The organism is Myxococcus sp. MxC21-1 (assembly GCF_032612255.1).
In the GTDB taxonomy this organism is placed as follows: Bacteria; Myxococcota; Myxococcia; order Myxococcales; family Myxococcaceae; genus Myxococcus; species Myxococcus virescens.
In genome coordinates, this window is the sequence record NZ_CP123278.1 from 4,913,155 (window position 1) to 4,934,617 (window position 21,463).

A 21,463-nucleotide genomic window follows, 5' to 3' on the forward strand; every position below is an offset into this window, starting at 1 on the left:
TTGTCCCGGCAGTGATATGAAAAATCCCCAACGTGATCCAGGCCACCGGGACCCACCTGTTCACCACGCCCCTTCCATTGGAGGAAGGAGAGCTGCTGGGCAATCCCCAGGTGGCCTGGGCGGCCTACGGAGAACCATCAGACGGCAAAGCGGTGGTGTTGCTGCACGACCTCGCGCATTCGCACCTCGCGTTGGGCCCGCCGGAGGACTCGGCATACCAGCCCTCCGGCTGGGGACGCGCCCTGGTGGGGACGAACCTCGCGTTGGACCCCGCCATCACCCCCGTCTTCTCTCCCGGGTTGCTCGGCAGCCCTTTCGGCAGCACGTCGCCCGCGACGGTGAATCCCGCGTCGGGGGAACGCTGGGGGCTCGAGCTGCCACCGCTCACGGTGCAGGACATGGCGCGCGCCGTATCGGCCACGCTGCGCGCACAGGGGCTGACGAAGGTGCGCGCACTGGTGGGCGTGGGCCTGGGCGCCCATGTGGCGCTGCGACTGGCGTCGCTGTTCCCCGACCTGGCCGAGGGCGTGGTGGCCATCGGCGCGGCGCGCGCGCTGCCCGAAGGCGTGCGCGAGAAGCTGGGCCTGTCCTGGCAGGTGCTGCGCGCGGACCCGGACTACCGGGATGGCCTCTACGCGCTGGACGCGCCGCCGCGAAAGACGATGCGCAAGCTGCGTCTGGACTTCCTGAAGCTGCTCTGCGGGCGTGAGTTCCTGGCCTCCGCGTACCCGGCCCCCGAAGCGGCCCGCGCCGCGCTGGAGGCGGAAGCGGACGCCTTCGCGGACGCCTTCGACGCGGTGTCCTGGGCGTCGCTGTGCTCGGCGTACGCGGGCAGCGACGTGTCGGACGGCTTCTCGCGAATCCGTGCGCGGGTGCTCCTGGTGACGGGGACGTCGGATGCCATGGCCCCGATGAACCGGGTGCGTGACACCTACCACCTGCTGAGCGCGGCGGGCGTGAGCGCCCGTTTCCTTGAGCTGCCGGGGCCCGGGGACCACGCGGCACTGCTCCAGGACGCGGAGCGGCTCCATGGCCCGCTGAGCGACTTCCTGCGGCGGTGCTGACTAGTCCCGATTCACGGCGCCAGAGAGCTTGCCGCGAAGCGCGCCCACCAGCATGCCAATGGCAATCTCGTTGTTGCCGCCGTGCGGGATGATGATGTCCGCGAAGTGCTTGGACGGCTCCACGAAGCCCATGTGCATGGGCCGCACGTGGCGCAGGTACTGGCTCACCACGTGGTCGAAGTCGCGGCCGCGGTCCTTGATGTCGCGGGTGAGGCGCCGGAGGATGCGAAGGTCGTCGTCCGCGTCGACGTAGATCTTCACGTCCATCTCATCCCGGACCTCCTTCATGTGGAGCACCAGGATGCCCTCGATGAGGATGATGTCGCCGGGGTCCACGTTCTTCGTCTGCGGCGTGCGCGACGAAGTGACGAAGTCGTAGACGGGCTTCTGGATGGGCTGCCCGGACTTCAGCGCTTGCAGGTGCTGAACCAGCAGCTCCCTGTCGAAGGCATCCGGGTGGTCGAAGTTCACCTCACGCCTGTCCGCCAGCGGAAGGTCCTTCAAGTCCCGGTAGTATGAATCCTGATCGATGAAGGCCACGCGGCAATCGGCCAATGCCTCGCGTACCTTGCGGGCAACGGTGGTCTTGCCGGACGCGGTGCCGCCCGCGATTCCGACGACGAGGGGGGACGCCATGTGGGCGCGACGTATCTTACCAGGACGACCAGCGCAAGGGTTCGGTCCAATCCCGGACAATTCTTCCCGCTATCCCTGGCGGATCAGCCCTCGCGCCCTCGCCGCCTCCAGCAACCCAGGGGCTACCTCCGCCTCGGCCATGGGCCGCACAGCGAGCATTCCCAGGAATTCACCCAAGGCCGGGGGCACCGACATCACCTCCGGTCCTCCCGCCCTGCGCCGCGCGACGAAGGACCAGGGCCCCGGGCCGGGCCTGCGCGCCACCTGGTTCAGCGAATCCAGGCCGGACAGCTCCAACGTGCCACACGCCCACGCACGGGCCGTGAGGTGCCGGCGCACGGCTCGGGCGGAATGGACCAGCTCGGACAGGTCCACGGGAAGCGACCCGACCCGCACGTCCTCCATCAACCCCACCTGCCCCGGCGGGGGCGGGCACCCGCCGCGTGAACAGCGATGGCAGCAGCATCTCCAGCGTCAGCGCCGCCGACGCCCCCTCATCCGGTGACTCGCGCAGGCGGCGCATGGCCCAGGACGCGAAGGACTGACCGGGCGTCCGCGCCACGGAGTCGAAGAGCTTCCGGTACTCCTTCGAGCCGGTGAAGGCCGCCAGCCCCTCCCGCGTGCCCGCGAGCAACAACCGGGTGAGCGGCCAATCGCGGTCCAGGACCTCCGCGACCACGGCCAGGCGGAAGTCCTGGTCCGCCAGCGTGCCCGCTTCGTCCTCCACGGAGGCCGCGGGCGCGGCGGCGTAACCCGCGTCGAACAAGGCCCAGGGCTGGCTGTCCTCCGTGAGTGGAGGCACGGCCGCGACAGCCGCCGGTACGCGCCACGTCAGCGGCGGACGCGCTCCCGCGGGCACCAGTTGGCGCAGGCGGCGCAAGGACATCCGGGCGACCTCGGGCGGGTGGCCATCCCCCTCGAAGGTGACGGCGCGCAGCGATGGGCAGCGCGGAATCAACGAGGCCAGCAGGTCGAACAGCTCCTCGCGCACCGGCTGCGTGTGGTCATCCACGTAGAAGCTGCGCGGCCCCCGGCGCGTCACCACGCCTCCGGCGATGTGCAGCTCGATGACCTGGTCGAGCGGAAAGCCGTCCAGCCCCGTCTGCAGCGGCAGGCCGGCGGAGAGCTGATGGCTGAGCAGGTGCCCCAGGTCGAGCAGCAGCGGCGCCCCGGTGCGCGCGTGCAACTTGGCCATGAAGTCGAGCACATGCCACTGCCCGCGCCGCGCGAGCACCGCGGGGTTCTCCAGCGCGAGCGGCACGGACAGGTGTTGCTGGACATGGAGCGCGTGGGACACGCACGCCTCCAGGCCCGCTTCGTTGAAGGGCGGCGTGAAGTAGAGGTAGCCCGGGAAGGGCTGCCCATCCACGTGCCACCAGCCCACGTCGTTGCCCACCCAGGGGCTCTCCACGGCGCGCGCGTGGGCGTCCAAATCCTTCAAGGCCTGGACGGGCTCCAGCGCGGGCCCCCAGAGGTTGAGGTGGACGGGATGGAAGAGCACCGGGACGTCCTGGCGACGGCGCCACATCTCCGGGAACAGCGAGGCGTGCGCCTTCGACTCTTCCAAGGAGAGCGGCGCGCTGTACTCCACGTAGTCGAAGAGGCCCGGTGACTCGTCCAGCAAGCGGTAGGGCTGCGGCACGTCCGCCACGCTCAGGTTGCTGCTCAACCCCAGGCCCCGCCAGGGCAGTGTCCACGTCTCGGAAACCGCATGCGTCATGCGCTCAACGTAGACGCGCCCCGCGTCCACCGCCACCCGCGACTGCCGGGCAGTGGCGCGATGAACGCTCCCGAGGTCGGGTATGCTCGCCGATTCCCCTCACCCCAGGAGCCGCGATGCCCGCCCCCTCACGCGTCGAGATAGATGAGTCCAACGCGCAGTACCGTGGAGCCTGGAGGCTCTTCGCCCTGGGCAGCAAGTCGGGTGAAGTGGTGGAGCGACCCGAGGTCTACATCACCGCCTGCCACGTCGCCTGGTCGATGATGAACTCCGCCTTCCTGCGCGCGCCCGTCGAAACGGAACAAGCGCTGGCGGCCGCGGCGGCCTCGGCGGCGCGCTACTTCTCCGCCGGTAGACATGGCTGGAGCTTCGTCGTCTGCGACGACTGGCTGGCCCCCTCCGTGCGGGACAACGCGCCATCCATCCTCGCCTGGTACGGGCTCAAGGCCGAGATGGACGTCACCGGCATGGTGGCGGACCGGCTGGCGCCCTCCATTCACCCACGGCCTCCGTTCACCATGCGTCCCGTCACGGATACGTGGGGCCGGCAGGCCGTGGCCGACATCAACGCCAACGTCTACGACGTCCCCCGCCACTTCGGCCGTGAAGCCTTCGACGAGGACACGCTCTACACCCCGGACTGCCAGGGCTTCGTGGCGTGCCGCGACGAAGAGGCCGCGGCCAGCACGGTGGTGCTGCGTGTGGATGCCGCCGCCTACGTCGCCCTGGTGGCGACCCAGCCGCAATACCGCCGGCAAGGTGCCGCAGAGGCCGTGATGCGACATGCGCTGGCGAAGGCCCATCAGGACTGGGGCACCGAGCGCACCGTCCTCCACGCCACGAGCGAAGGCGAGCCTGTCTATACCCGCATGGGCTACCGGCCGGTGACGCGCTTCCGCATGTACATGGCGCCTCCACCAGGCCAGGGCTGAGCCACACACGGTGCTCGGCACGGGGGAGTAAAAACAGACTCACGCCATTTCGAGCGAGTGACTGGCTTTTTCTACCGAGCTTGAAAGCCAGCCGCTCCGTCGCATTGAAGAATGCCGCTCTCGCATGAACTGCGGCCCACATTCTTCGATGGCGTGGAGGTTGTGGCAGACTGAGCTGTGAGGGGGCTTGCCGCACGTCTTGCATCGCCCAGCCACACGGAGTCCGCACATGGCCAAGTGGGATGATCTCGTCCTGGCGATTCCACCGCACGCGGGCGGCAGGTCTCAGGCTCCCGCCGCGGTCACGCTGCTGGAGACACTCCTCGGCCTTCACGAAGCACAGCTCACCCTCCTTCGCGGGTTGCATCGCGACATCCGGCCGCTGCAGGAAGGTCCCTTCCTGGCCGGGCGGCTCCACCTGGAGGCCGTGCGTGCCCCTCAGGCCACCCGCGACGAACAGCTGGAGCGGCTGAAGTCCGCGCGGAGCTGCTTCACGGAAGCCATGGGCACCGAGCGCGACAAGGCGCGGCTGTCGTTCATCGCCCTGCACCTGGGCCTCTGCTGGCTGCTGCTGGGCGCGGAGCGGGATGCGCGGGAGTGGACGCAACTGGCCCACCGCACTGCCGTGGAGGCCATGAAGGACATCCTGGTGGAAGCCTCGAAGCACCAGGGCCTCACCCAGAACCGGTACCTGGATCCGGCGCTCACCTTCTTCATGTTCTTCACCAGCACGGCCACGCTGGGCGCGGGCTACCTCTTCTGGGACCGGGTGCTCAGCAAGCGCACGGGCACGGTGATGCGGCGCGCGCTGGGGCAGATGCAGGCGCTGGCGGACTACGTGGACATGCTGGGCGAGGTCCGCCTCCGCCTGGGCGAGCTCCCCCATGACGTCGCCCGATACGAGCTGACCCACGGCGTGGACGAACGGCAGTCCGTCGCCCGCATCACCATCCGGAAGCTCATCAACGACCGGGAGGCCATCTACTTCAACGGCCGGGAGACCCGGAAGGTCACCTGGAATGACCAGGAACGCTCCGAGGTCATCACCCGCGAGCTGATCTGACGCCGGGCGCTGTCACCGTCCCGTCAAAACCTGTTTTCAGGATTGCCTCGGCGATACGTCAGACCGGCCCGCCATAGTAGCCGCACTTCCTTGATGGGGGCGAAGGTGACGGCGCAGACGATGCTCGTGTTCATTCCAGTGATTCTCCTACTCGCCGCGGCGGTTGCGATTCCGCGGCCCCGCCGGCGCTCACGCCGGTAGTCGTAGTCACGGCCGGGGGTGCGCCCCGGCCGTCTCCCTGGCCCGGGCGGGTGTAGAGTGCGGCAGTCGTCGCAACCCTCCCCTCCCGAGCAGCCGTGGCCGAACGTCCCACAGTCCTGGTCGTCGACGATGATCCTCACCTGAGGGAAATCGTCCGCTTCGCGCTGGAGCAGGGAGGCTTCCGGGTGGATGAGGCCGCCGATGGCCGCGCCGCCCTGACGCAGGTCGACCGCGCCCTCCCAGCGCTCATCGTCCTGGACATCATGATGCCGGAGCTGGACGGGCTGGCCGTGTGCCGTGAGGTCCGGCGCAAGCACGAGCTGCCCATCGTCTTCCTCTCCTCGCGGGATGACGAGGTCGACCGCATCCTGGGCCTGGAGCTGGGCGGCGATGACTACCTCACCAAGCCCTTCAGCCCGCGCGAGCTCGTGGCGCGCGTGAAGGCGGTGCTCCGGCGCGCACGGCCCGCGCCGGTCCCGGAGGTCGAAGCGCCCGCCGCGCGGATGCAGTCCCGAGGGCCGCTGCGCATGGACGCGGAGCGCTGGCGCGCGTGGTGGCAGGACACGGAAGTGGTGCTCACGGTGACGGAGTTCCAGCTCCTGGCCACGCTGCTCCGAGTCCCTGGCAAGGTCTTCACCCGGGATGAGCTGATGAACCGCGTCTACGACGACGTGGTGGTCAGCGACCGGACCATCGACAGCCACGTGCGCCGGGTCCGGCAGAAGTTCGCGAGCGCGGGCGGAGACGTCATCGAGACGGTGCATGGCCTTGGCTATCGGCTCGCCCTCCCTGAGCGCCGCGCGCGCCCGCGCTTGTGGCTGGTGTTCGCCGCCGTGGGCATCGCGGGGTTCGCCCTCACGCTGGCGGGGCTCGCCTTCGTGCGCGTCTACGACAACCAGCTCATCCGCCAGACGGAGTCGGAGCTGATTGCCCAGGGCGCGGTGGTCGCGGAGGTCTTCCGCGAGCGGCTGCGCGCCACCGTGCCAGAGGGCGCATACGGCCGCGAGCGCACCGCTCCCTGGCCCTTCCCCATTCCCGACGACACGCGCCTGCGCCCCATCCTTCCGTCACTCAGGGCCTCGGATGCATCCCTGCCGCCGGGCGACACGCCTCGGCCTTCGCGCGTTCCCGCGGAGCCGCTGTCACAGGCGGCCGGACTGCAGCTGACGCCGCTGCTCGAACAGGTGCGTGCGGCGACCCTGGCCGGCATCCGCGTGGTGGACACCGAGGGCGTGGTGGTGGCCAGCAGCAGCCCCGCCCTGCTGTGGACGACGCTGGCGGACCGCACGGAGGTCCAGCGGGCCCTGCGCGGCGAACCCGTCAGCGTGCTGCGCCGCCGCGTCGCCGATCCCGAGGACACTCCACTGGCGTCGCTCAGCCGTGACACCGGCATCCGCGTCACGGTGGCGCTGCCCGTGCTGGAAGGCGATCGCGTCTGGGGCGCGGTGGTGCTGACGCGCACGCCCATGACGTTCGCCAAGGCGACGTATGCGGACCGGTGGAACCTCACCGCCACTGGCTTCGTATTGCTCGGCGCGGTGGCGTTGATGTCCCTGGCCGCCGCCGCGCTGGTGGGCCGGCCGGTGCGCGCGCTGGTGAAGCAGACGCGCGCCATCGCCATGAGCGACCCTTCGGGCTTCGAGCCCATGGCGCGCCCCGTGGTGGCCGAGCTGGCCGAGCTCTCCGAGTCCCTGGCCGGCATGGCCACCGCGTTGCGAGACAGGAACCAGTACATCCGCTCCTTCGCGGCCAACGTGTCGCACGAGTTCAAGACGCCGCTGGCCTCCATCCAAGGCGCTGTGGAGCTGCTGCGCGACAGCGCCGACGCGATGGCCCCCGAGCAGCGCGCGCGGTTCCTCGCCAACGTGGACGCGGATGCCCGCAGGCTCACCCGACTGGTGCAGCGCCTGCTGGAGCTGGCCCGGGCGGACTCCATGACGGCCACGCCCGCGCAGGTGGAGCTGGGCCCGCTGTTGGAGGGCTCGCCCTCCGCGCCCGCGCTGACGGTGCCACGGACATCCACGTGACGGCACCACCCCCGGGCCTGAAGGTGAGCCTCCCGCAGGAGGTGATCGACGACGTGCTGTGGCAGCTCGTCACCAATGCCCGCCAGCATGGTGGCGACACCGTCCGCGTGGACCTGTCGGTGGAGCAGGCCCCAGAGGCGGACCTGGTGCGCGTGGTGGTGAAGGACCGAGGCAAGGGCATCTCCGAGTCCAACCGTGCGCGCATCTTCGACGCCTTCTTCACCACCGCCCGCGAGCGAGGCGGCACGGGCCTGGGGCTGACGATTGCCCAGTCCATGCTGCGCGCCTTCCACGCGAGGTTGGAGCTGCTTCCTTCCGACACGGGCACCACCTTCGCGGTGGCGGCGCCCGTGCCCCGGCTTCAACGGAAGTAGCTGTCGGAGATGTCCACGGAGTAGCCCAGCTCCAGCGTGGGCGAGGACGCGGCCACCAGGAACTGGCGGAAGTGCAGCGCCTTTCCGGGCAGGCCCGACGCCTCCGCGGCCACGGCTTCCGTCGACTCGTACTGCTCCAGGCTGCCGCCCTCGCGCCGGTAGTTGAACACCGCGGGGAAGTGCGCGCGTGCGCGGAGCTCCGCCACCGGCCAGGAGACTCGCGGCAACGCCAGCTTCAACCGGCCGGAGAGGTGGAACACACCCAGCTCTCGCGACAGCACCACCTCCAGCGTCCCGCTCGTCTCTCCCAGCCGCGCCGGAGCGGCCTTCAACGCCAGGGTGCCGTTCTCCGACTCCACGGGGACGGGAATGGCATTCAGGGTGACGCGCTCCAGCCGGTGTCCTTCCGGGAGCACCAGCTCCAACGGCTGCTCGCGATCCAGGCTCAGCGCGTAGCTGACGCGCAGCGTGGCTCGGCCTTCCAGCGTGGACACCCAGGACGCGGTGGCCTCGGTGATGCGCGGCTCGAGCGGCGGGCGCACCTGCTGCTTCTGGCTTTGTGCCACCCGAGCCACCGCCGCGCGCCAGCCCACGCGCAGCATGCCTTGCACGGGATAGACGGCGTGGGACTCGCCTCCCATCGATGCCAACGGCTCGGTGAGCGTGAAGACGGACGTGTCCGCCTCCAGCGCCAGCGGCACCGGGGACGCGTGGGGCCCGAAGCGCAGCTGGGCCCGGCGCTCCGGCCCCGCTCCGGGCGAGCGGATGGAGACGCCCACGTCGAAGACGTAGCGCCCGGCCTTCCGCGTGAGCAGGCAGAGGTAGCCGTCGACGACGCCCACGGTGCCTTCCTCCAGCGAGGGCAACGTGGCCGGGTACGTGTCCGCGTCGAGTTGGAGCAGGCGCACCTGCGTCCACCGTCCGTCCGCGAGCACCTCCACGTCGAAGTGTCCGTCCACGAAGAGGGCATCCGCCGTGAGCCGGCCCTTGAGCTGGCTCTTCACCAGGGCCTCCATCGGAGGTGCTTCAGCGGGAGCCGCCTGGCGCTGCGCGTAGAGGGGAATCAGCTCCTGAAGCGGCACGGTGGCGGTGCCGGAGGGAGTCTTGGCGGCCGAGCCATCGGCCGTGGTCAGCAGGAGTCCAACGATGAGCGGTACGGTCCACATGGCGGAATCAGCTCGCTTCCGGGGTGACAGGAGTGGAGGCAGCGGGAGCCACGGCGGCGCGCGGAGGCTCACCGGGCAGTGACAAATCGGAGAGGAAGGCCCGCACACCAGCGCGGGTGGAGAGCACCATCAGCCCCAGCAGCGCGGCAAGGATCTCCAGCGTGTAGATGAGGCCGGTGTAGCCCTGGAGGATGACGGCGCCGGTGGGGACCACCAGCGTGGCGCCCCACAGCCCGGCGAGCACGGACGTCCGCTCCTTCGGGAAGAGCCAGCGGACGTACACCACCACCGCCGCGCCCAGGCCCACCGCGCAGAGGGCGTAGGCGGCGTAGAAGTTCATGAAGGCCGCCAGGTACGCCAGCAGCACGAAGAAGAAGCCGTACACGGACGCCAGGAGGTACGTCTCGTGGAGCGCGAGCGAACGGCGGTGGCGCAACCCCAGGGCCGCGAGCAGCGCGAGCAGCCCCAGGAAGGGCACCCAGGCCCGGGTCGCCATCGTGCCCACCAGCGCGTCGAACGTCTTCTCCGACGGGAGGATGACGCCCAGGTTCACTCCCGACTCCAGCGACTGGAAGGCCCAATCCAGCGTCACCGCGTCGGCCGTGGTGTTCACCGACGACGCGGCCAGCACACCCGACGGGTAGTCGTAGTTCTCCCCTCCTTCGACGGCGACGTGGACGCGCACGTCCCGCGCGGGCAGCGCTGGATCCAGGCGGTACACGAATGAGTTCAGCCCCCGGGCGCGGTAGCGGATGGTGAAGCGGGACGTGGCGCCTTTGGCGATGCGGCCCGTCCACACCAGCCGGTTGCCGGACTCGCCCAGGTCCAGGCTGGACTCCGTGCCGTCGACCAGGAACTGGAGCTCCGACAGCAGCACCTGCGACTTGTCCATCTCCATGGGGAAGATGAACGCCACGTCGATGTCGGTGCTCTCGCGGTTGACCACCGCGTAGTCGGCGTTGAGGGTGAAGTCGAAGCCGGAGAAGTAGCGCAGCCCGCGCTTGCGGTAGTTCATCTTCGCCTGCACCTCGACGTGCTGGCGGTCGAAGGGCAGCGGCTTCAGCTCGGTGAAGATGGTGCCGCTATGCACGTAGCGCAGGGACGGCGCGGGCTGGGTGACGGGCGCGCCCCAGCGGTCCTCCACCCCGGCGGCCAGCTCCGAGTTGGCGAAGTCCGTCCGGTCCGCCACCTGCCCGGCGATGACGGCCGTGGCGAAGACGACGATGGCCAGACTGCCAAAGACGTGGTGGGCCACGAGCCAGCGCAGGGCCCGGCGAAGGGCGCCTTCGGGCGCTCGCGGCGGACGGGGAGGCAGCGGAGGAGGTGCGTTCATGGGCGCAGGATCTGCGCCCCCCGTGCAACGGTGATGGCCCCCTTGTGCGGCTGCCAAGGAATGTTCGTGCAGATTTCGTGCAGGCCGGGATGCAGCTTCACCCAGCCCCGGATACACTCTGCGTCCATTCCGCGTCCTGGACGCGGCCCCTTCCCTGAAGCCCCGACAAGGTCGTCATGTCCGTCCCTGGAATCGGCTTCCCTGGCCCCTGGCGGCTCCGCTCTGGAGCCGAAGAATACGAACTGCGCGTCATGCGAGCCGTGACGGCCCTCGACGAGCGGGAGTGCGTCCCGGCCGAGCACATCACCTGGCAGCTCGACCATTGGCTGACCTCCGCCCGCAGGCCCTTGCTGGAGATGTACGAGGCCTTGGGCGGCATCCTTCCGTGGAACGCCAGCTCGCTGGACCGCGCCCGGCAGGACGCCCGCGTGCGAGACCGGCTGGTGCAGGCGCTGGAGCGCCGTGAGCTGGTGGCCCTGCGCGTGCAGCGCCGCGCCGCCGCCTGGGCGTGGCCGGAACCGGCCCTGCCGCCCCCCGGCCCGAGCCCGAGGTCCTCCCCTGGCGCGCCCGCCCGTGGAGGTCTTCACCCTCTTCCCCGACCCGGCACGGCAGGCCGAGGCCCTGCGCCAGGCCGCGGCGGCGGGTGTGCCGTTCTGCGAGGAGTGTGAAAAGCAGAAGCAACGGGCCGCGGCGTGAGCGCACCGGTCCCCCAGCTCCCGGGCCTGTTGCAGTGGATACGGCAGGCCACGGAGGAAGCGCCCACGTCGGCGCTCTACGCCATCCTGGACGGGGCGCGGGCCCCCAACATCCACCGGCTGGTGCTCACCTGCGGCCTGACGCAGAGCTGCCTCTATGCGGGGAAGCTGCCGCCGGAGTTGGTGGAGGTGGCGCCCTACCTGGTGCAACTGCGGCCCGGAGCGCCCGCCACGGAGCAACTGCTCGCCGCGGGCTGGGGCAAGAGCTGGGGCATCTTCGTGCAGAGCCCGGCCCACCCGGACGCGCTTCGGCGGCACCTTCGGCGCTTCCTCAAGGTCAAGGACGCCAACGGCAAGCCGCTGGTGTTCCGCTACTACGACCCGCGCGTGCTGCGCGTCTACCTGCCCACGTGCACGGACGACGAGCTGGACTTCCTCTTCGGCCCCATCGAGCAGTTCTTCGCTGAGTCCGAGGACGGCGGCAGCATGCTCGCCTACTCGCGCCGTCCCGAAGAGGCGCCCCTGGACGCGCCGCCGCTGTCCATCCTCCCGACGCCGCTCATGTAGCGGCCTCGGCCCCTCCCTGGGGCGCACCGTTGAATCGATGCGCCCCGGTCGGGCCTCCCCGCGTCAGTGCGCGGAGAGCAGAGGCCGGTCGAACGCGCGCGCCAGGCAGGCCTGGTTCGCCACGCTGTCCAGGTTCGTGTTGCGCATCTGGATTTCGTAGAACGGGCGGCTCAGCGACGTCACGACGGGGTCCTGCACCCAGAACGCCGTGGAAGGACTGGCCATGCCCGTGGCGAGGAACGGCGAAAGCGCGCCGTACTCGTCGATGTGCGTGAACTCGGTGCGCGTTTCGCGGCCGTGGCAGCCGTTGCAGGTGTTGCGCGAGAAGACGTGACGGGCGTCGTTGACGGAGATGCCCGACGCACGCCAGTACGAGTCCGTCGGCGACGAAATCCACGGGAACGCGCCGAGGAACGGCGTGCTCGACGTGGGGTACGCCGGCGGCACGGTGTAGCTGTTGGCCAGGATGGCGGGCGTGTTCGCGTTGATGAAGTCACGCAGCACCGTCGTGTTGTTGTGCGAATCGCCCGGCGTCAGCACCGTCGGCTGGCCCTGCAAGCGGTTCACCGAGGGACCCGAGCCCATCAGGTGAAACTCACGCAGCTCCCACGGGTAGCGCAGCCACTCCTCGTTGGTGCGGATCTGGTTGATGGCGCTGCCGTTCGGCTTGCGGGGCGCGGCGTTGCGCACCACCACCTGCTGCGTGAGGCTCGTCAGCGCCGCATTGTACGCCGCGCTGCCCAGAATCATGGATGGCGCCGACAGGTTCAGCCACCCCTGCGCCCAGGTGCGGACCGCGTCACAGCTGGCGTGCGGGACGCCGTACTCGAAGATGACCAGGAAGGGCCGCACGCCACAGGTCCCGCTCGAACGATCCACCGCGGCGAAGACGAAGCGCAGCTCGCCCGCGTTACCAGAAGCGTAGGCGGACGGCCCCGCGCTGGCGCCCAGGTCCAGGCGGTTGACGATGGCCACCAGCTTGAACGGCGACCGTGCCAGCTCCAGCGCGCCGCTCGAGCGCGGCCATGGCGTGAGGATGCGCGCGGTCATCGCCGGGCGCGCCGGCACCGTCCAGCCGTTGATGTTCTGGTTCACGGTCCACTGACGCAGCCAGTGCTCCGTCAGGTTTGCTGGCGACACGTACGAGCTCGCCATCTCCCGCATCAGGTGGTTGAACGTCCACACACCATTCGGGTTGCCGGCATTCGTACACGGGTCATACGTGCGCGTCGGGTCATTGACCACGTTGGGGTGGGTGATGATGAGCGAGTTCTCCGGCTTCACCGCGTGGGAGATACCCGCGGGGAAGATGGGAATGGGGACACCCGGCCGGAAGACGTCGGGCGACAGCGGCGTGAGGACGCGCTCGGAGACGCGGACGCGGTTGTCGAAGGTCGCGACCGTCAGCGGCGTCTGGGGATTGCGCGCCTGGAACTCGCGAATGCGGTCCTGCGTGGCGCGATGGGTGACGAAGTCCACGTCGCCAATGGCGGAGAACACGCCGTCACCGGCCTGCTCGTCACCATTGAGGCCCTGGTCGTTCAGCACGAGCGCCTGCCCCGAGTCCGACACCACGGGAACCTGCTGATGCACCTGCCCCTGCGCGAGCTTCGCGCGGATGAGGCTGCGCGTCTTCGACGTCAGCTCGCCGTCGAGCGCGATGGCATCCATCGAATCGAGGATGGGCGCGACGCCCGTCTGGGCCTGCTCCTGCGCCGCGGACGCCGGCTCCTCCGAAGGGAGGGATTCAGAGCCACCACACCCTGCGAGCAGGGATGCGGCGACGACGCCAGACCAGGCGCGCAACACGCCTGGAAACTTCTTGGAGGACTGCTTCATGGGGGACTCCTCGCGGGTAGACTGCAAACGCGGCCTTGTGCACCCCGCAGGCCAGAGTCCCCTTTCAACGCCTTCAAGCGCGGCGCGTGCGCCGCCGCTGGTGGCAATGACAAATCACGCCACAGCGTGACTCGCCCTGTAACAGCAGACGTCACAGACTCGAGGGAGAGTCATTGCAGTCCCAGGGTGTTGAATTGCAGCACGACCACCCGAGCCCCCCGCACTGTCAATCCACTGGAAGCGGCCGGACCTCCAGCTGCTTGGACGCGAGGAACTCCGGGTTGAACACCTTCGACGCGTAGCGGCTGCCGTGGTCGCACAGGAAGGTGACGATGCGCAGCCCCTCGCCCCGGTGACGTCGCGCCAGCTCCCACGCGGCACGCACGTTGAGGGCCGCCGATGTGCCCACCACCAGCGCGTCCTCGCGCGCCAGGTGATAGAGCATCTCCACCATCTCCTGGTCCCCCAGGCGCATGGCCTCATCCACGCGGGCCCGGCGGAAGTTCTCCGTGAGGCGCATGATGCCAATGCCCTCGGTGATGGAAGAACCGGGCCCTTCCATGCGCCGTTCGCGCACGTAGGTGAAGAGGCCCGAGCCCGGCGGGTCCACCAACACCACGCGCACAGCGGGGTTCTTCTCCTTCAGGTAGCGGCTGACGCCGCCCATCGTCCCGCCGCTGCCCACGGACGCCACCAGCACGTCCACGCGGCCCTCGCACTGCTCCCAGATTTCGGGCCCCGTCGTCTCGTAATGGTAGTCGCCGTTGGCCGGGTTCTCGAACTGGTTCGCCCAGAAGCCGCCCTGCGCTTCCGCCAGCGCGCGGGCCTGGTGGAAGAAGTGGTTGGGATTGGCGAAGGGCACCGCGGGGACCTTTCGGACCTCCACGCCCATGGCCTCCAACAGCTCGTACTTCTCGCGGGCCTGGTTGTCCGGCATGGTGACGACCACGCGGTACCCGCGCTCGCGGCCCAAGAGCCCCAGGCCGATGCCGGTGTTGCCCGCGGTGCCCTCGAAGATGGCGCCGCCCGGCTTCAGCAGGCCCTGCGCCTCCGCGCGCTGAATCATCCCCTTCGCGGCGCGGTCCTTGATGCTGCCGCCGGGATTCATGAACTCGGCCTTCGCGAGGATTTCACACCCCGTCTGCCGGCTCAGCGAGCCGATGCGCAGCAGCGGGGTGTTTCCGACGGAGTCCCAGAGCGTTCCAATGCGAGGCGCCATGGGCTGTGCTTAACGCGAAGGGTGGCGCCCGTCACCGGGAACCACCACCCTCAGTCCGCCCGCATGGCCTCCACCGGATCCAGCTTCGCCGCGCGGGCCGCCGGGTAGATGCCGAACAGGAGCCCCACGCCGCAGCTCATGAACAGGGCCAGGCCCACCGCCCACGGGGGCACCTGCATGGGAAAGCCCATCATCCAGTTGCCCAGGAACACCAGCCCGAAGCCCAGGCCCAGGCCCAGGGCGCCGCCCATCAGCGACAACAGCACCGCCTCCGTGGCGAACTGTCCCAGGATGCGGCGCTTGCGCGCGCCCAGCGCCTTGCGCACGCCAATCTCCCGCGTCCGCTCCATCACCGACACCAGCATGATGTTGAGGATGCCGATGCCGCCCACCACCAGGGACAGCAAACACACGCCCACGCCCGCGATGGTGATGACCTGGGAGAGCTGATTGAACGACGCCGTCACCGACTCGTTCGTGTGCAATTCAAAGTCGTTGGGCATGTTCGCCGGAACGTCGCGGCGCCGGCGCATCAGCGAGGCCACCTCGTCCTGCGCCTTGCTGAACAGCTCCGGGGACTTCGCCTGCACGCTGATGTCCAGCGAGCGCTTCTTCCCGTAGAGCTGGTGGAAGACGCTCAGCGGAATCATCACCTGGTTGTCCAGGCTGAACATGCCCAGCATGCTCCCCCGCTTCTGGAGCAGGCCGATGACGCGGAAGGGCCGGCCCTTGATGCGCACCTCGTGGCCCACCGGATTCATGCCTGGAAACAGCGCGTCCGACACGTCCGTCCCCAGCAGCGCCACGTAGCGGCCGTCCAGCGCCTCCACTTCGTTGAAGTAGCGCCCGGCCTGCACCGACACCCCACTCACCAGCGGGTAGTTGGCGGGCGTGCCGAACACGCGCACCGACGGCCGCGTCTCCGAGCTCGCCGTGGCCAGCTTCTGGCCACCCTCGTCGTCGGTGGGCACCACCGTCCCCACCGACGGGCAGGACTCCTCGATGGCCCGCGAGTCGGGCATCTCGAAGTCCTTGCGCTTGGCGAACTTGGCCCAGTTGATGCGCCCGAAGCCGCCCGCGGGCCACTTCGTCACCTGGAAGGTGTGGGCCCCCATCCGTCCCAGGTCGTTGTTCACCTTGACCCGCAGGCCCTCGATGAGCCCCATCATGGTGATGACCGTCGCCACGCCAATGACGATGCCCAGCAGCGTCAACAGCGAGCGCAGCGGGTTGCCCAGGAAGGTGCCCAACGCCAACCGCAAATTGTCCAGGAACGCTCGCATCGCGCTACTCGTAACGAAGGGCTTCCACGGGGTCCAGGTTCGCCGCGCGCGCCGCCGGCCAGATGCCGAACAGCAGGCCCACCAGCGCGGCGAAGCCCACCCCCGCCACCACGGTCATCGGCTGCACGTCCGCCGCGAGCGGCGTGATGAGCGACACCACCTTGGCCGTGCCCAATCCCACGGTCGTCCCCAGCAGGCCTCCCACCGCGGACACGCTCGAGGCTTCCATCAGGAACTGGAAGACGATGGTCCGTTTCCGGGCGCCCAGCGCGCGTCGCACGCCAATCTCCCGCGTCCGCTCGCGCACCGACACCAGCATGATGTTCATGATGCCGATACCGCCCACCAGCAGCGTGATGAGCCCCACGCCCACGGCCACGCCGTACAGCGCGCCCGTGAGCTGCTCGTATGTCTGCGCCATGGCCTCTGGCCGGTTGATGGAGAAGTCGTCCTCCGCCCCCGGAGGCGTGGAGCGCACGCGCCGCATGATGCCGGTGAGCTGGTCCTCCGCGGACCGCATCTGCGAGGCATCCTCCACCGCCATGGCAATCTCGAAACTGCGGCCCTTGCCGAAGCTCGAATAGAACGTCTTGAAGGGGATGAAGACGATCAAGTCCATGCTCTCCCCCACCATCTTGCCCTTGCGGCTGAGCGTGCCCACCACCTGGAAGGTGCGGTTGTCGATGCGAATCGACTGCCCCACCGGACTGACGCCCGGGAAGAGCCCGTCCACCACGTCCGCGCCCACCACCGCCACCGGCCGCGTCGTCGCGTCGTCCGCCTCGGTGAGGAAGCGCCCGCCGGTGATTTCGTAGCCGGAGATGTTGAGGTACTCGTGCGTCACGCCCTGGATGCGCACGGTGGACATCTGCTCGCCGCCGTGCGCCACGTCCGACAGGCGAGACACCGCCGGGGACATGGCCGTCACGAAGGGCGCCAGCGTGCGCAGCCGGTGCATCTGCTCCAGGGTGAAGTTCTTCCGGTTGCGGTACTTCCACCAGTCGCCCTTGATCATCCAGGGCCACTTGGACACGTACATCGTGTTCGCCCCGAAGGTGGCCAACTGCTTGTGGAAGGACGTGTTGAGCCCCTGGATGATGCCGACGATGGCCAGCAGCGTGGCCACGCCGATGCCAATGCCCAGGGTGGTCAGCACCGTGCGCAGGCGGTTGGCCTTCAGGGAGAAGACCGCGATGCGTGCGCCCTCCAGCACATCCACGCGGAAGGCGGACCGCTGGCTCATGCGCCCCCCGCGTTCAGCACGTCCGACGCCGTCCCCAAGGCCACCGTGCGGCCGTCGCCGTCCGCGACAATCTCCCCGTCGCTCAGGCGGATGGCCCGGGGGCAGCGCGCCGCCAGCTTGGGCTCGTGCGTGACGAGCACCAGCGTGTGGCCCGCCTTGTGGAGCTGCTCGAACAGGCGGACGATCTCCTCACCCGTCGCCGAGTCCAGGTTGCCCGTGGGCTCGTCGGCCAGCAGCATGGAGGGCTCGGACACCAGCGCGCGGGCAATGGCCACGCGCTGGCGCTGTCCACCGGACAGCTCGTTGGGCCGGTGGTGCATGCGGTGAGCGAGCTGCACCTTCTCCAGCGCCGCCGTGGCCCGCGCGCGCCGCTCCTTCGCGCTGACGCCCCGGTACACCAGCGGCAGCTCCACGTTGGCCAGGGCCGTCTCCTTGGGCAGCAGTTGGAAGGTCTGGAAGATGAAGCCAATCTCCACGTTGCGGATGACGGCGAGCTCGTCGTCGCTCATGCGCGACACGTCCTTGCCGTTCAGCATGTACCGGCCGCTGCTGGGCGTATCCAGACAGCCGAGCACGTTCATCATCGTGCTCTTGCCAGAGCCGGACTGGCCGATGATGGCCACCCATTCGCCCCGGTTGATACCGAAGGAGACGCCGCGCAGCGCGCGCACCTCTTCTCCACCCACGTGGAAGACGCGGGTGATGTTCTCCACCTGGATGAGCGGTCCCGCGCCGCTGGCCTGACTCACGACTTCCGACCGCCCTTCATTCCCGCGCCCTGCTCCGGCTCACGCACGATGTCGCCGTCGTTCAGCTCCTTCGACAGCGTCCGATACGGACCTTCAATCACCCGGTCGCCATCATTGAGCCCGGAGACGATCTCCAGCTCCGTGTCGGAGGCGATGCCCGTCTGCACGCGGCGCACCTGCGCCTTGTTGCTGCTGTCCACCACGAACACGACCTTGGCCAGCGACTCCGTCCGCTTCGCCGTCAGCCCGCCCCCTTCGATGGGCGCCTTGTAGTCCGGCAGCGAGCGCTCCGAGCGCACCGTCACCGCCTGGATGGGCACCAGCACCACGTCATTGTGCGTCTCCGCGGAGATGCGCACCTCGGAGCTCATGCCGGGCAGCACGTTGGGCGGACGGGTGTCCAGCGCGACGGTGATGGGGAAGCTCGTCACCTCGGCCTCGGTGCCCTCGTTCTTGATGAGCGCCTTCTGGGCAATCTCCACCACGGAGCCCGAGTACGTCTGGCCCTCCAGCGCGTCGAGCGTGATTTCCGCGGGCTGGCCCGGCTTGAGGTGCACCACCTCGTGCTCGCCCACCTCGAACTTCACCTCCATGGCGCTGAGCGCGGCGATGGTCATCACCACGTCCTCGGACAGGTCCGAGCCACGAACACGCTCACCCACTTCACGCGACAGCTCGATGACGTTGCCGTCGATGGGCGACACCAGCGTCGTGCGCGTGAGGTCCGTCTGCGCCTGGTCCACGATGGCCATGTTGCGCGCCTGCATCTGCTTGGCGGACGCCAGCCGCGCATCCGCCGTGCTCTTCGTGGCGCGCGCCGTGTCCACCTCGGCGGTGGACGAAAGGCCCTTCTTCGCCAGGTCCTCCACGCGCGCGAGCTCCAACTGCGCGCGGCCCACCTCCACCTCCGCCACCTGCACGTCGGCGCGCGAGGCGTTCAGCGACGCCAAGGCCTGCTTGTGCGCGGCCTGGTAGAGGCGCGGATCGATGCGGCCCAGCACCTGGCCCTTCGTCACCGCCTCGCCGTCCTTCACCGCCAGCTCCACCAGGTCACCGGAGAGGCTGGACGAGATCTTCACCGTCGTGGCCGCCTGCACCTTGCCCGCGCCGGTGATGGTGCGGGTGATGGAGCCCTTGCGAGCCTTCGACAGCTGGACTTCGAGCGACGGCGGAGGACGATCCTTCAACCCGCCCGCGGTGATGGCCGCAGCACCCAGGAACAACGCGCCAGCAATGGCACCCTTCCACCACTTCATTTCGACTCTCCCGGGCTCAGGGCGCCCATGGCCCGCTGCAATGAATAGCGGGCGATTTCGACATCGATCCTGTTTTCCAACAAGGCGAGCTCAGCGCGCGTCAGGCTCAGCTGCGCGTCGCGGACCTCCAGGGTGGAGCCCGCGCCCGCGCGGAAGCGCGCCTCCTGCATCTCCAGACCCTGGGCAGCGGCCTCGACGTTCTGCGCAGCCAGGCGAGCGGCCTCCAGCTGGGCCTCCAGCGTGCGGTGCGCGGCGCGAACCTCCCCTTCGATTTCCCGCGCCGTCTGCTCCAGCGTCAGCTGCGCCTTGCGGATGTCCGCCTCGGCGCGACGGGAGCTCGCCCCCGTGGACAGGCCGGTGAACAGGTCCCAGCTCAACCCGACGGCCGCGGTGAAGCGGTTCTGCAGGCGCGGCTCGGTGAACACCAGCGAGGCGTCCGGACCGCCGCGGTTGTAGAGGCCCTGGGCCACCAGGCGCGGCAGGTACTCCGAGCGGGCAATGGACTGCTTCAGCTCCGCGGCGCGGATGCGCAGCTCCAGCGTCCTGAGCAGCGGCCGGTACGCGCGGGCCGACGCGAGCGCCTCGTTGACCGACGGCGCGGGCGGCGGCTCGGTCGTGAGCACGCCCGGATCCTGGGCCGTCAGCGCCTCGGTGCCCGGCCGAGCCAGCCACACGGCGAGCTGGGACTGGTCGTTGACCAGCTGCCCGAGCATCGCGGTGTAGTTGATGCGGTCGGTCCCCAGGTTCACCGTGGCGGTGATCTCTTCATTCTTGCCCGTGCGGCCCGCGTGGAAGAGGGCCTGGGCGCGCTCCACCTGCTGCTCGCTGCGCTCGACGGTGGCCTTCAGCACCTGGAGCGTGGCCTGGGTGCGGTACAGGGTGAAGAAGCGGCGGATGGCCTCCAGCTCGGAGGTGTCCGCCTCTTCCCGCGCCTGCCCCTTCTGCGCGTCACGCACCACGCCGCTCTGCTCCAACTGCTTCCAACGGGCGCGGTCATAGATGATCTGCGTGAGCGACAAGCCCAGGTCGTAGTTCTGGGTGCTGGTGGAGGGCGTCTCCACCGCGTTGCGGATGAAGCTTCCCGGGTTGGCCGGGTCCGGAACCGTGGTGAACTCCTGCCTGCGGCCGAACCAGATCTTACCGGCCGACGCATCGAGCGAGAGCTGCGGCAGCAGCACCGAGCGGGACAGGTTCACGTCCTCGTCCGCGATGGCCACGTCCAGCATGGCCTGGATGGCCGCGACGTTCTGCCGGCCCTCCGCGCGGGCCTGGTCCAGGGTGATGGGTGTACCGGAGTCCGAGGGAGCGGCGGCCAGGGCGACCGCGATCACGAAAGCGTTCATTACGCACCTGCCTGGGCGGGAAGGCCGATGAGGAAGATGCCCGCGTACATGGCGTACAGCGCCACCGCCAGCAGCAACGCGCGCCCACGGCTCATCCCGGTGGCGGCGGAGAAGCCCAGCCCCAGCAGGCCCGTGCTCCAGAGGTTGAAGAAGTCCACGGTGGACGCCACGCGCTGCATCTTCGGACTCAGGCCTTGCAACACGGCTCCCAGGTTCGACGGTACGAGGTTCATCACCCGCGCCATGGTAATGGAGTGCTGCGCCGCGACGCAGAGGGTCAGGATGAGGTGGTAGAGCGCGATGGGCAGCAGCGCCAGAACGGCCGCGGACAGCAACTGCTCGAAGGACGCGGGCCGGTCGAAGAGCCAGCTGGCCACCCACAGGATGCAGGCCAGGAGCAGCGCCATCAGCGGCATCAGGATGACGCCCTTGGCGATGCCACCGACCAGCGCCTTTCGCGACTCCGTTTGGATCTTGTCCGTGAGGTCCGCCTCCGACAGCCCCATCAGCTGACCAGAACCCTGGAGCTGGCGGATGACGTCAGGCGCGACGTCCCAACGGAGGGAAAAGAGCGTCCCGGAAGCGGACACGCACAGGGCCAGGATGAGGAGAGGCCACACCCAGCGGCGCGCCTCGACGGCAGCACGGGTCCCATCGAGGGGATCGACGAAGACGCGGGCCGGTTGAGCAAGAGAAGTCATATGGTGGTGGAGGTCTCGGAGCGATGTACGTCGCTCGTCCTCAGGCAATTGC

The 21,463-nt window shown here is 69.3% G+C and carries 19 protein-coding genes; 7 read left to right on the top strand and 12 right to left on the bottom strand.

The features are described 5' to 3' along the window. Nucleotides 1–32: 32 nt before the first annotated feature. Nucleotides 33–1,064, top strand: coding sequence for an alpha/beta fold hydrolase (locus QEG98_RS21885; protein ID WP_316562687.1), 1,032 nt, complete (start codon nt 33–35; stop codon nt 1,062–1,064). On the opposite strand, the gene udk is transcribed toward QEG98_RS21885, so the two are convergent. Together udk and QEG98_RS21895 are read right to left on the bottom strand one after the other, a co-directional pair. Further along, a complete protein-coding gene (gene udk / locus QEG98_RS21890; RefSeq protein WP_141257086.1) occupies nt 1,065–1,700 on the bottom strand; it encodes a uridine kinase in 636 nt (211 codons plus the stop codon). A 169-nt stretch (nt 1,701–1,869) separates the two neighbouring features. Further along, complete coding sequence (locus QEG98_RS21895) at nt 1,870–3,420, bottom strand: DUF692 family multinuclear iron-containing protein (protein ID WP_316562688.1); 1,551 nt, start codon at nt 3,418–3,420, stop codon at nt 1,870–1,872. Between the two features lie 116 nt (nt 3,421–3,536). Here QEG98_RS21895 and QEG98_RS21900 point away from each other — a divergent pair, with 116 nt between their 5' ends. The 4 genes from QEG98_RS21900 (at nt 3,537) to QEG98_RS21915 (ending at nt 8,017) form a co-directional block, all read left to right on the top strand. Beyond that, on the top strand, nt 3,537–4,352 hold the full coding sequence (locus QEG98_RS21900; RefSeq protein WP_316562689.1) for a GNAT family N-acetyltransferase: 816 nt from the start codon (nt 3,537–3,539) through the stop codon (nt 4,350–4,352). 229 nt (nt 4,353–4,581) lie between these two features. Then, on the top strand, nt 4,582–5,415 hold the full coding sequence (locus tag QEG98_RS21905; RefSeq protein WP_316562690.1) for a hypothetical protein: 834 nt from the start codon (nt 4,582–4,584) through the stop codon (nt 5,413–5,415). 296 nt (nt 5,416–5,711) lie between these two features. Further along, nucleotides 5,712–7,643 carry a response regulator gene (locus QEG98_RS21910; RefSeq protein ID WP_316562691.1) on the top strand — a complete coding sequence of 644 codons (1,932 nt, stop codon included), beginning with the start codon at nt 5,712–5,714 and terminating at the stop codon, nt 7,641–7,643. Beyond that, a complete protein-coding gene (locus QEG98_RS21915; protein ID WP_316562692.1) occupies nt 7,640–8,017 on the top strand; it encodes an ATP-binding protein in 378 nt (125 codons plus the stop codon). The genes QEG98_RS21910 and QEG98_RS21915 overlap by 4 nt, the downstream gene beginning before the upstream one ends. Here QEG98_RS21915 and QEG98_RS21920 read toward each other — a convergent pair. Both QEG98_RS21920 and QEG98_RS21925 read right to left on the bottom strand, forming a co-directional pair. Then, the gene (locus QEG98_RS21920; RefSeq protein WP_316562693.1) at nt 8,005–9,183 is read right to left on the bottom strand and encodes a hypothetical protein; all 1,179 of its coding nucleotides are present in this window, start codon (nt 9,181–9,183) and stop codon (nt 8,005–8,007) included. The genes QEG98_RS21915 and QEG98_RS21920 overlap by 13 nt on opposite strands. 7 nt (nt 9,184–9,190) lie before the next feature. Further along, a complete protein-coding gene (locus tag QEG98_RS21925) occupies nt 9,191–10,516 on the bottom strand; it encodes a hypothetical protein (protein ID WP_316562694.1) in 1,326 nt (441 codons plus the stop codon). Nucleotides 10,517–10,767: 251 nt separating this feature from the next. On the opposite strand from QEG98_RS21925, the gene QEG98_RS21930 reads away from it, so the two are divergent. Both QEG98_RS21930 and QEG98_RS21935 read left to right on the top strand, forming a co-directional pair. Beyond that, on the top strand, nt 10,768–11,184 hold the full coding sequence (locus tag QEG98_RS21930; protein WP_316562695.1) for a hypothetical protein: 417 nt from the start codon (nt 10,768–10,770) through the stop codon (nt 11,182–11,184). Between the two features lie 24 nt (nt 11,185–11,208). Then, on the top strand, nt 11,209–11,778 hold the full coding sequence (locus tag QEG98_RS21935; protein ID WP_316562696.1) for a DUF4123 domain-containing protein: 570 nt from the start codon (nt 11,209–11,211) through the stop codon (nt 11,776–11,778). 63 nt (nt 11,779–11,841) lie between these two features. Here the strand turns inward: QEG98_RS21935 and QEG98_RS21940 are convergent, their stop codons facing one another. The 8 genes from QEG98_RS21940 to QEG98_RS21975 all read right to left on the bottom strand — a co-directional run bounded on the left by QEG98_RS21940 (nt 11,842) and on the right by QEG98_RS21975 (nt 21,459). After that, complete coding sequence (locus QEG98_RS21940) at nt 11,842–13,617, bottom strand: choice-of-anchor X domain-containing protein (protein WP_316562697.1); 1,776 nt, start codon at nt 13,615–13,617, stop codon at nt 11,842–11,844. 226 nt (nt 13,618–13,843) lie between these two features. Beyond that, a complete protein-coding gene (locus QEG98_RS21945) occupies nt 13,844–14,836 on the bottom strand; it encodes a cysteine synthase A (RefSeq protein WP_316562698.1) in 993 nt (330 codons plus the stop codon). 50 nt (nt 14,837–14,886) lie between these two features. Beyond that, nucleotides 14,887–16,119 (bottom strand): ABC transporter permease, encoded by a 1,233-nt coding sequence (locus QEG98_RS21950; RefSeq protein WP_011554175.1) that lies wholly within the window; start codon nt 16,117–16,119, stop codon nt 14,887–14,889. A gap of 4 nt (nt 16,120–16,123) precedes the next feature. Beyond that, nucleotides 16,124–17,362 (bottom strand): ABC transporter permease, encoded by a 1,239-nt coding sequence (locus QEG98_RS21955; protein WP_090490608.1) that lies wholly within the window; start codon nt 17,360–17,362, stop codon nt 16,124–16,126. After that, complete coding sequence (locus tag QEG98_RS21960; RefSeq protein WP_316562699.1) at nt 17,359–18,111, bottom strand: ABC transporter ATP-binding protein; 753 nt, start codon at nt 18,109–18,111, stop codon at nt 17,359–17,361. Before QEG98_RS21960 ends, QEG98_RS21955 begins: the two co-directional genes overlap by 4 nt. Then, nucleotides 18,108–19,367 carry an efflux RND transporter periplasmic adaptor subunit gene (locus tag QEG98_RS21965; RefSeq protein WP_316562700.1) on the bottom strand — a complete coding sequence of 420 codons (1,260 nt, stop codon included), beginning with the start codon at nt 19,365–19,367 and terminating at the stop codon, nt 18,108–18,110. The genes QEG98_RS21960 and QEG98_RS21965 overlap by 4 nt, the downstream gene beginning before the upstream one ends. After that, nucleotides 19,364–20,710 (bottom strand): TolC family protein, encoded by a 1,347-nt coding sequence (locus tag QEG98_RS21970; protein WP_316562701.1) that lies wholly within the window; start codon nt 20,708–20,710, stop codon nt 19,364–19,366. Before QEG98_RS21970 ends, QEG98_RS21965 begins: the two co-directional genes overlap by 4 nt. Then, complete coding sequence (locus tag QEG98_RS21975) at nt 20,710–21,459, bottom strand: YIP1 family protein (RefSeq protein ID WP_090490612.1); 750 nt, start codon at nt 21,457–21,459, stop codon at nt 20,710–20,712. The genes QEG98_RS21970 and QEG98_RS21975 overlap by 1 nt, the downstream gene beginning before the upstream one ends. Nucleotides 21,460–21,463 lie beyond the last annotated feature (4 nt).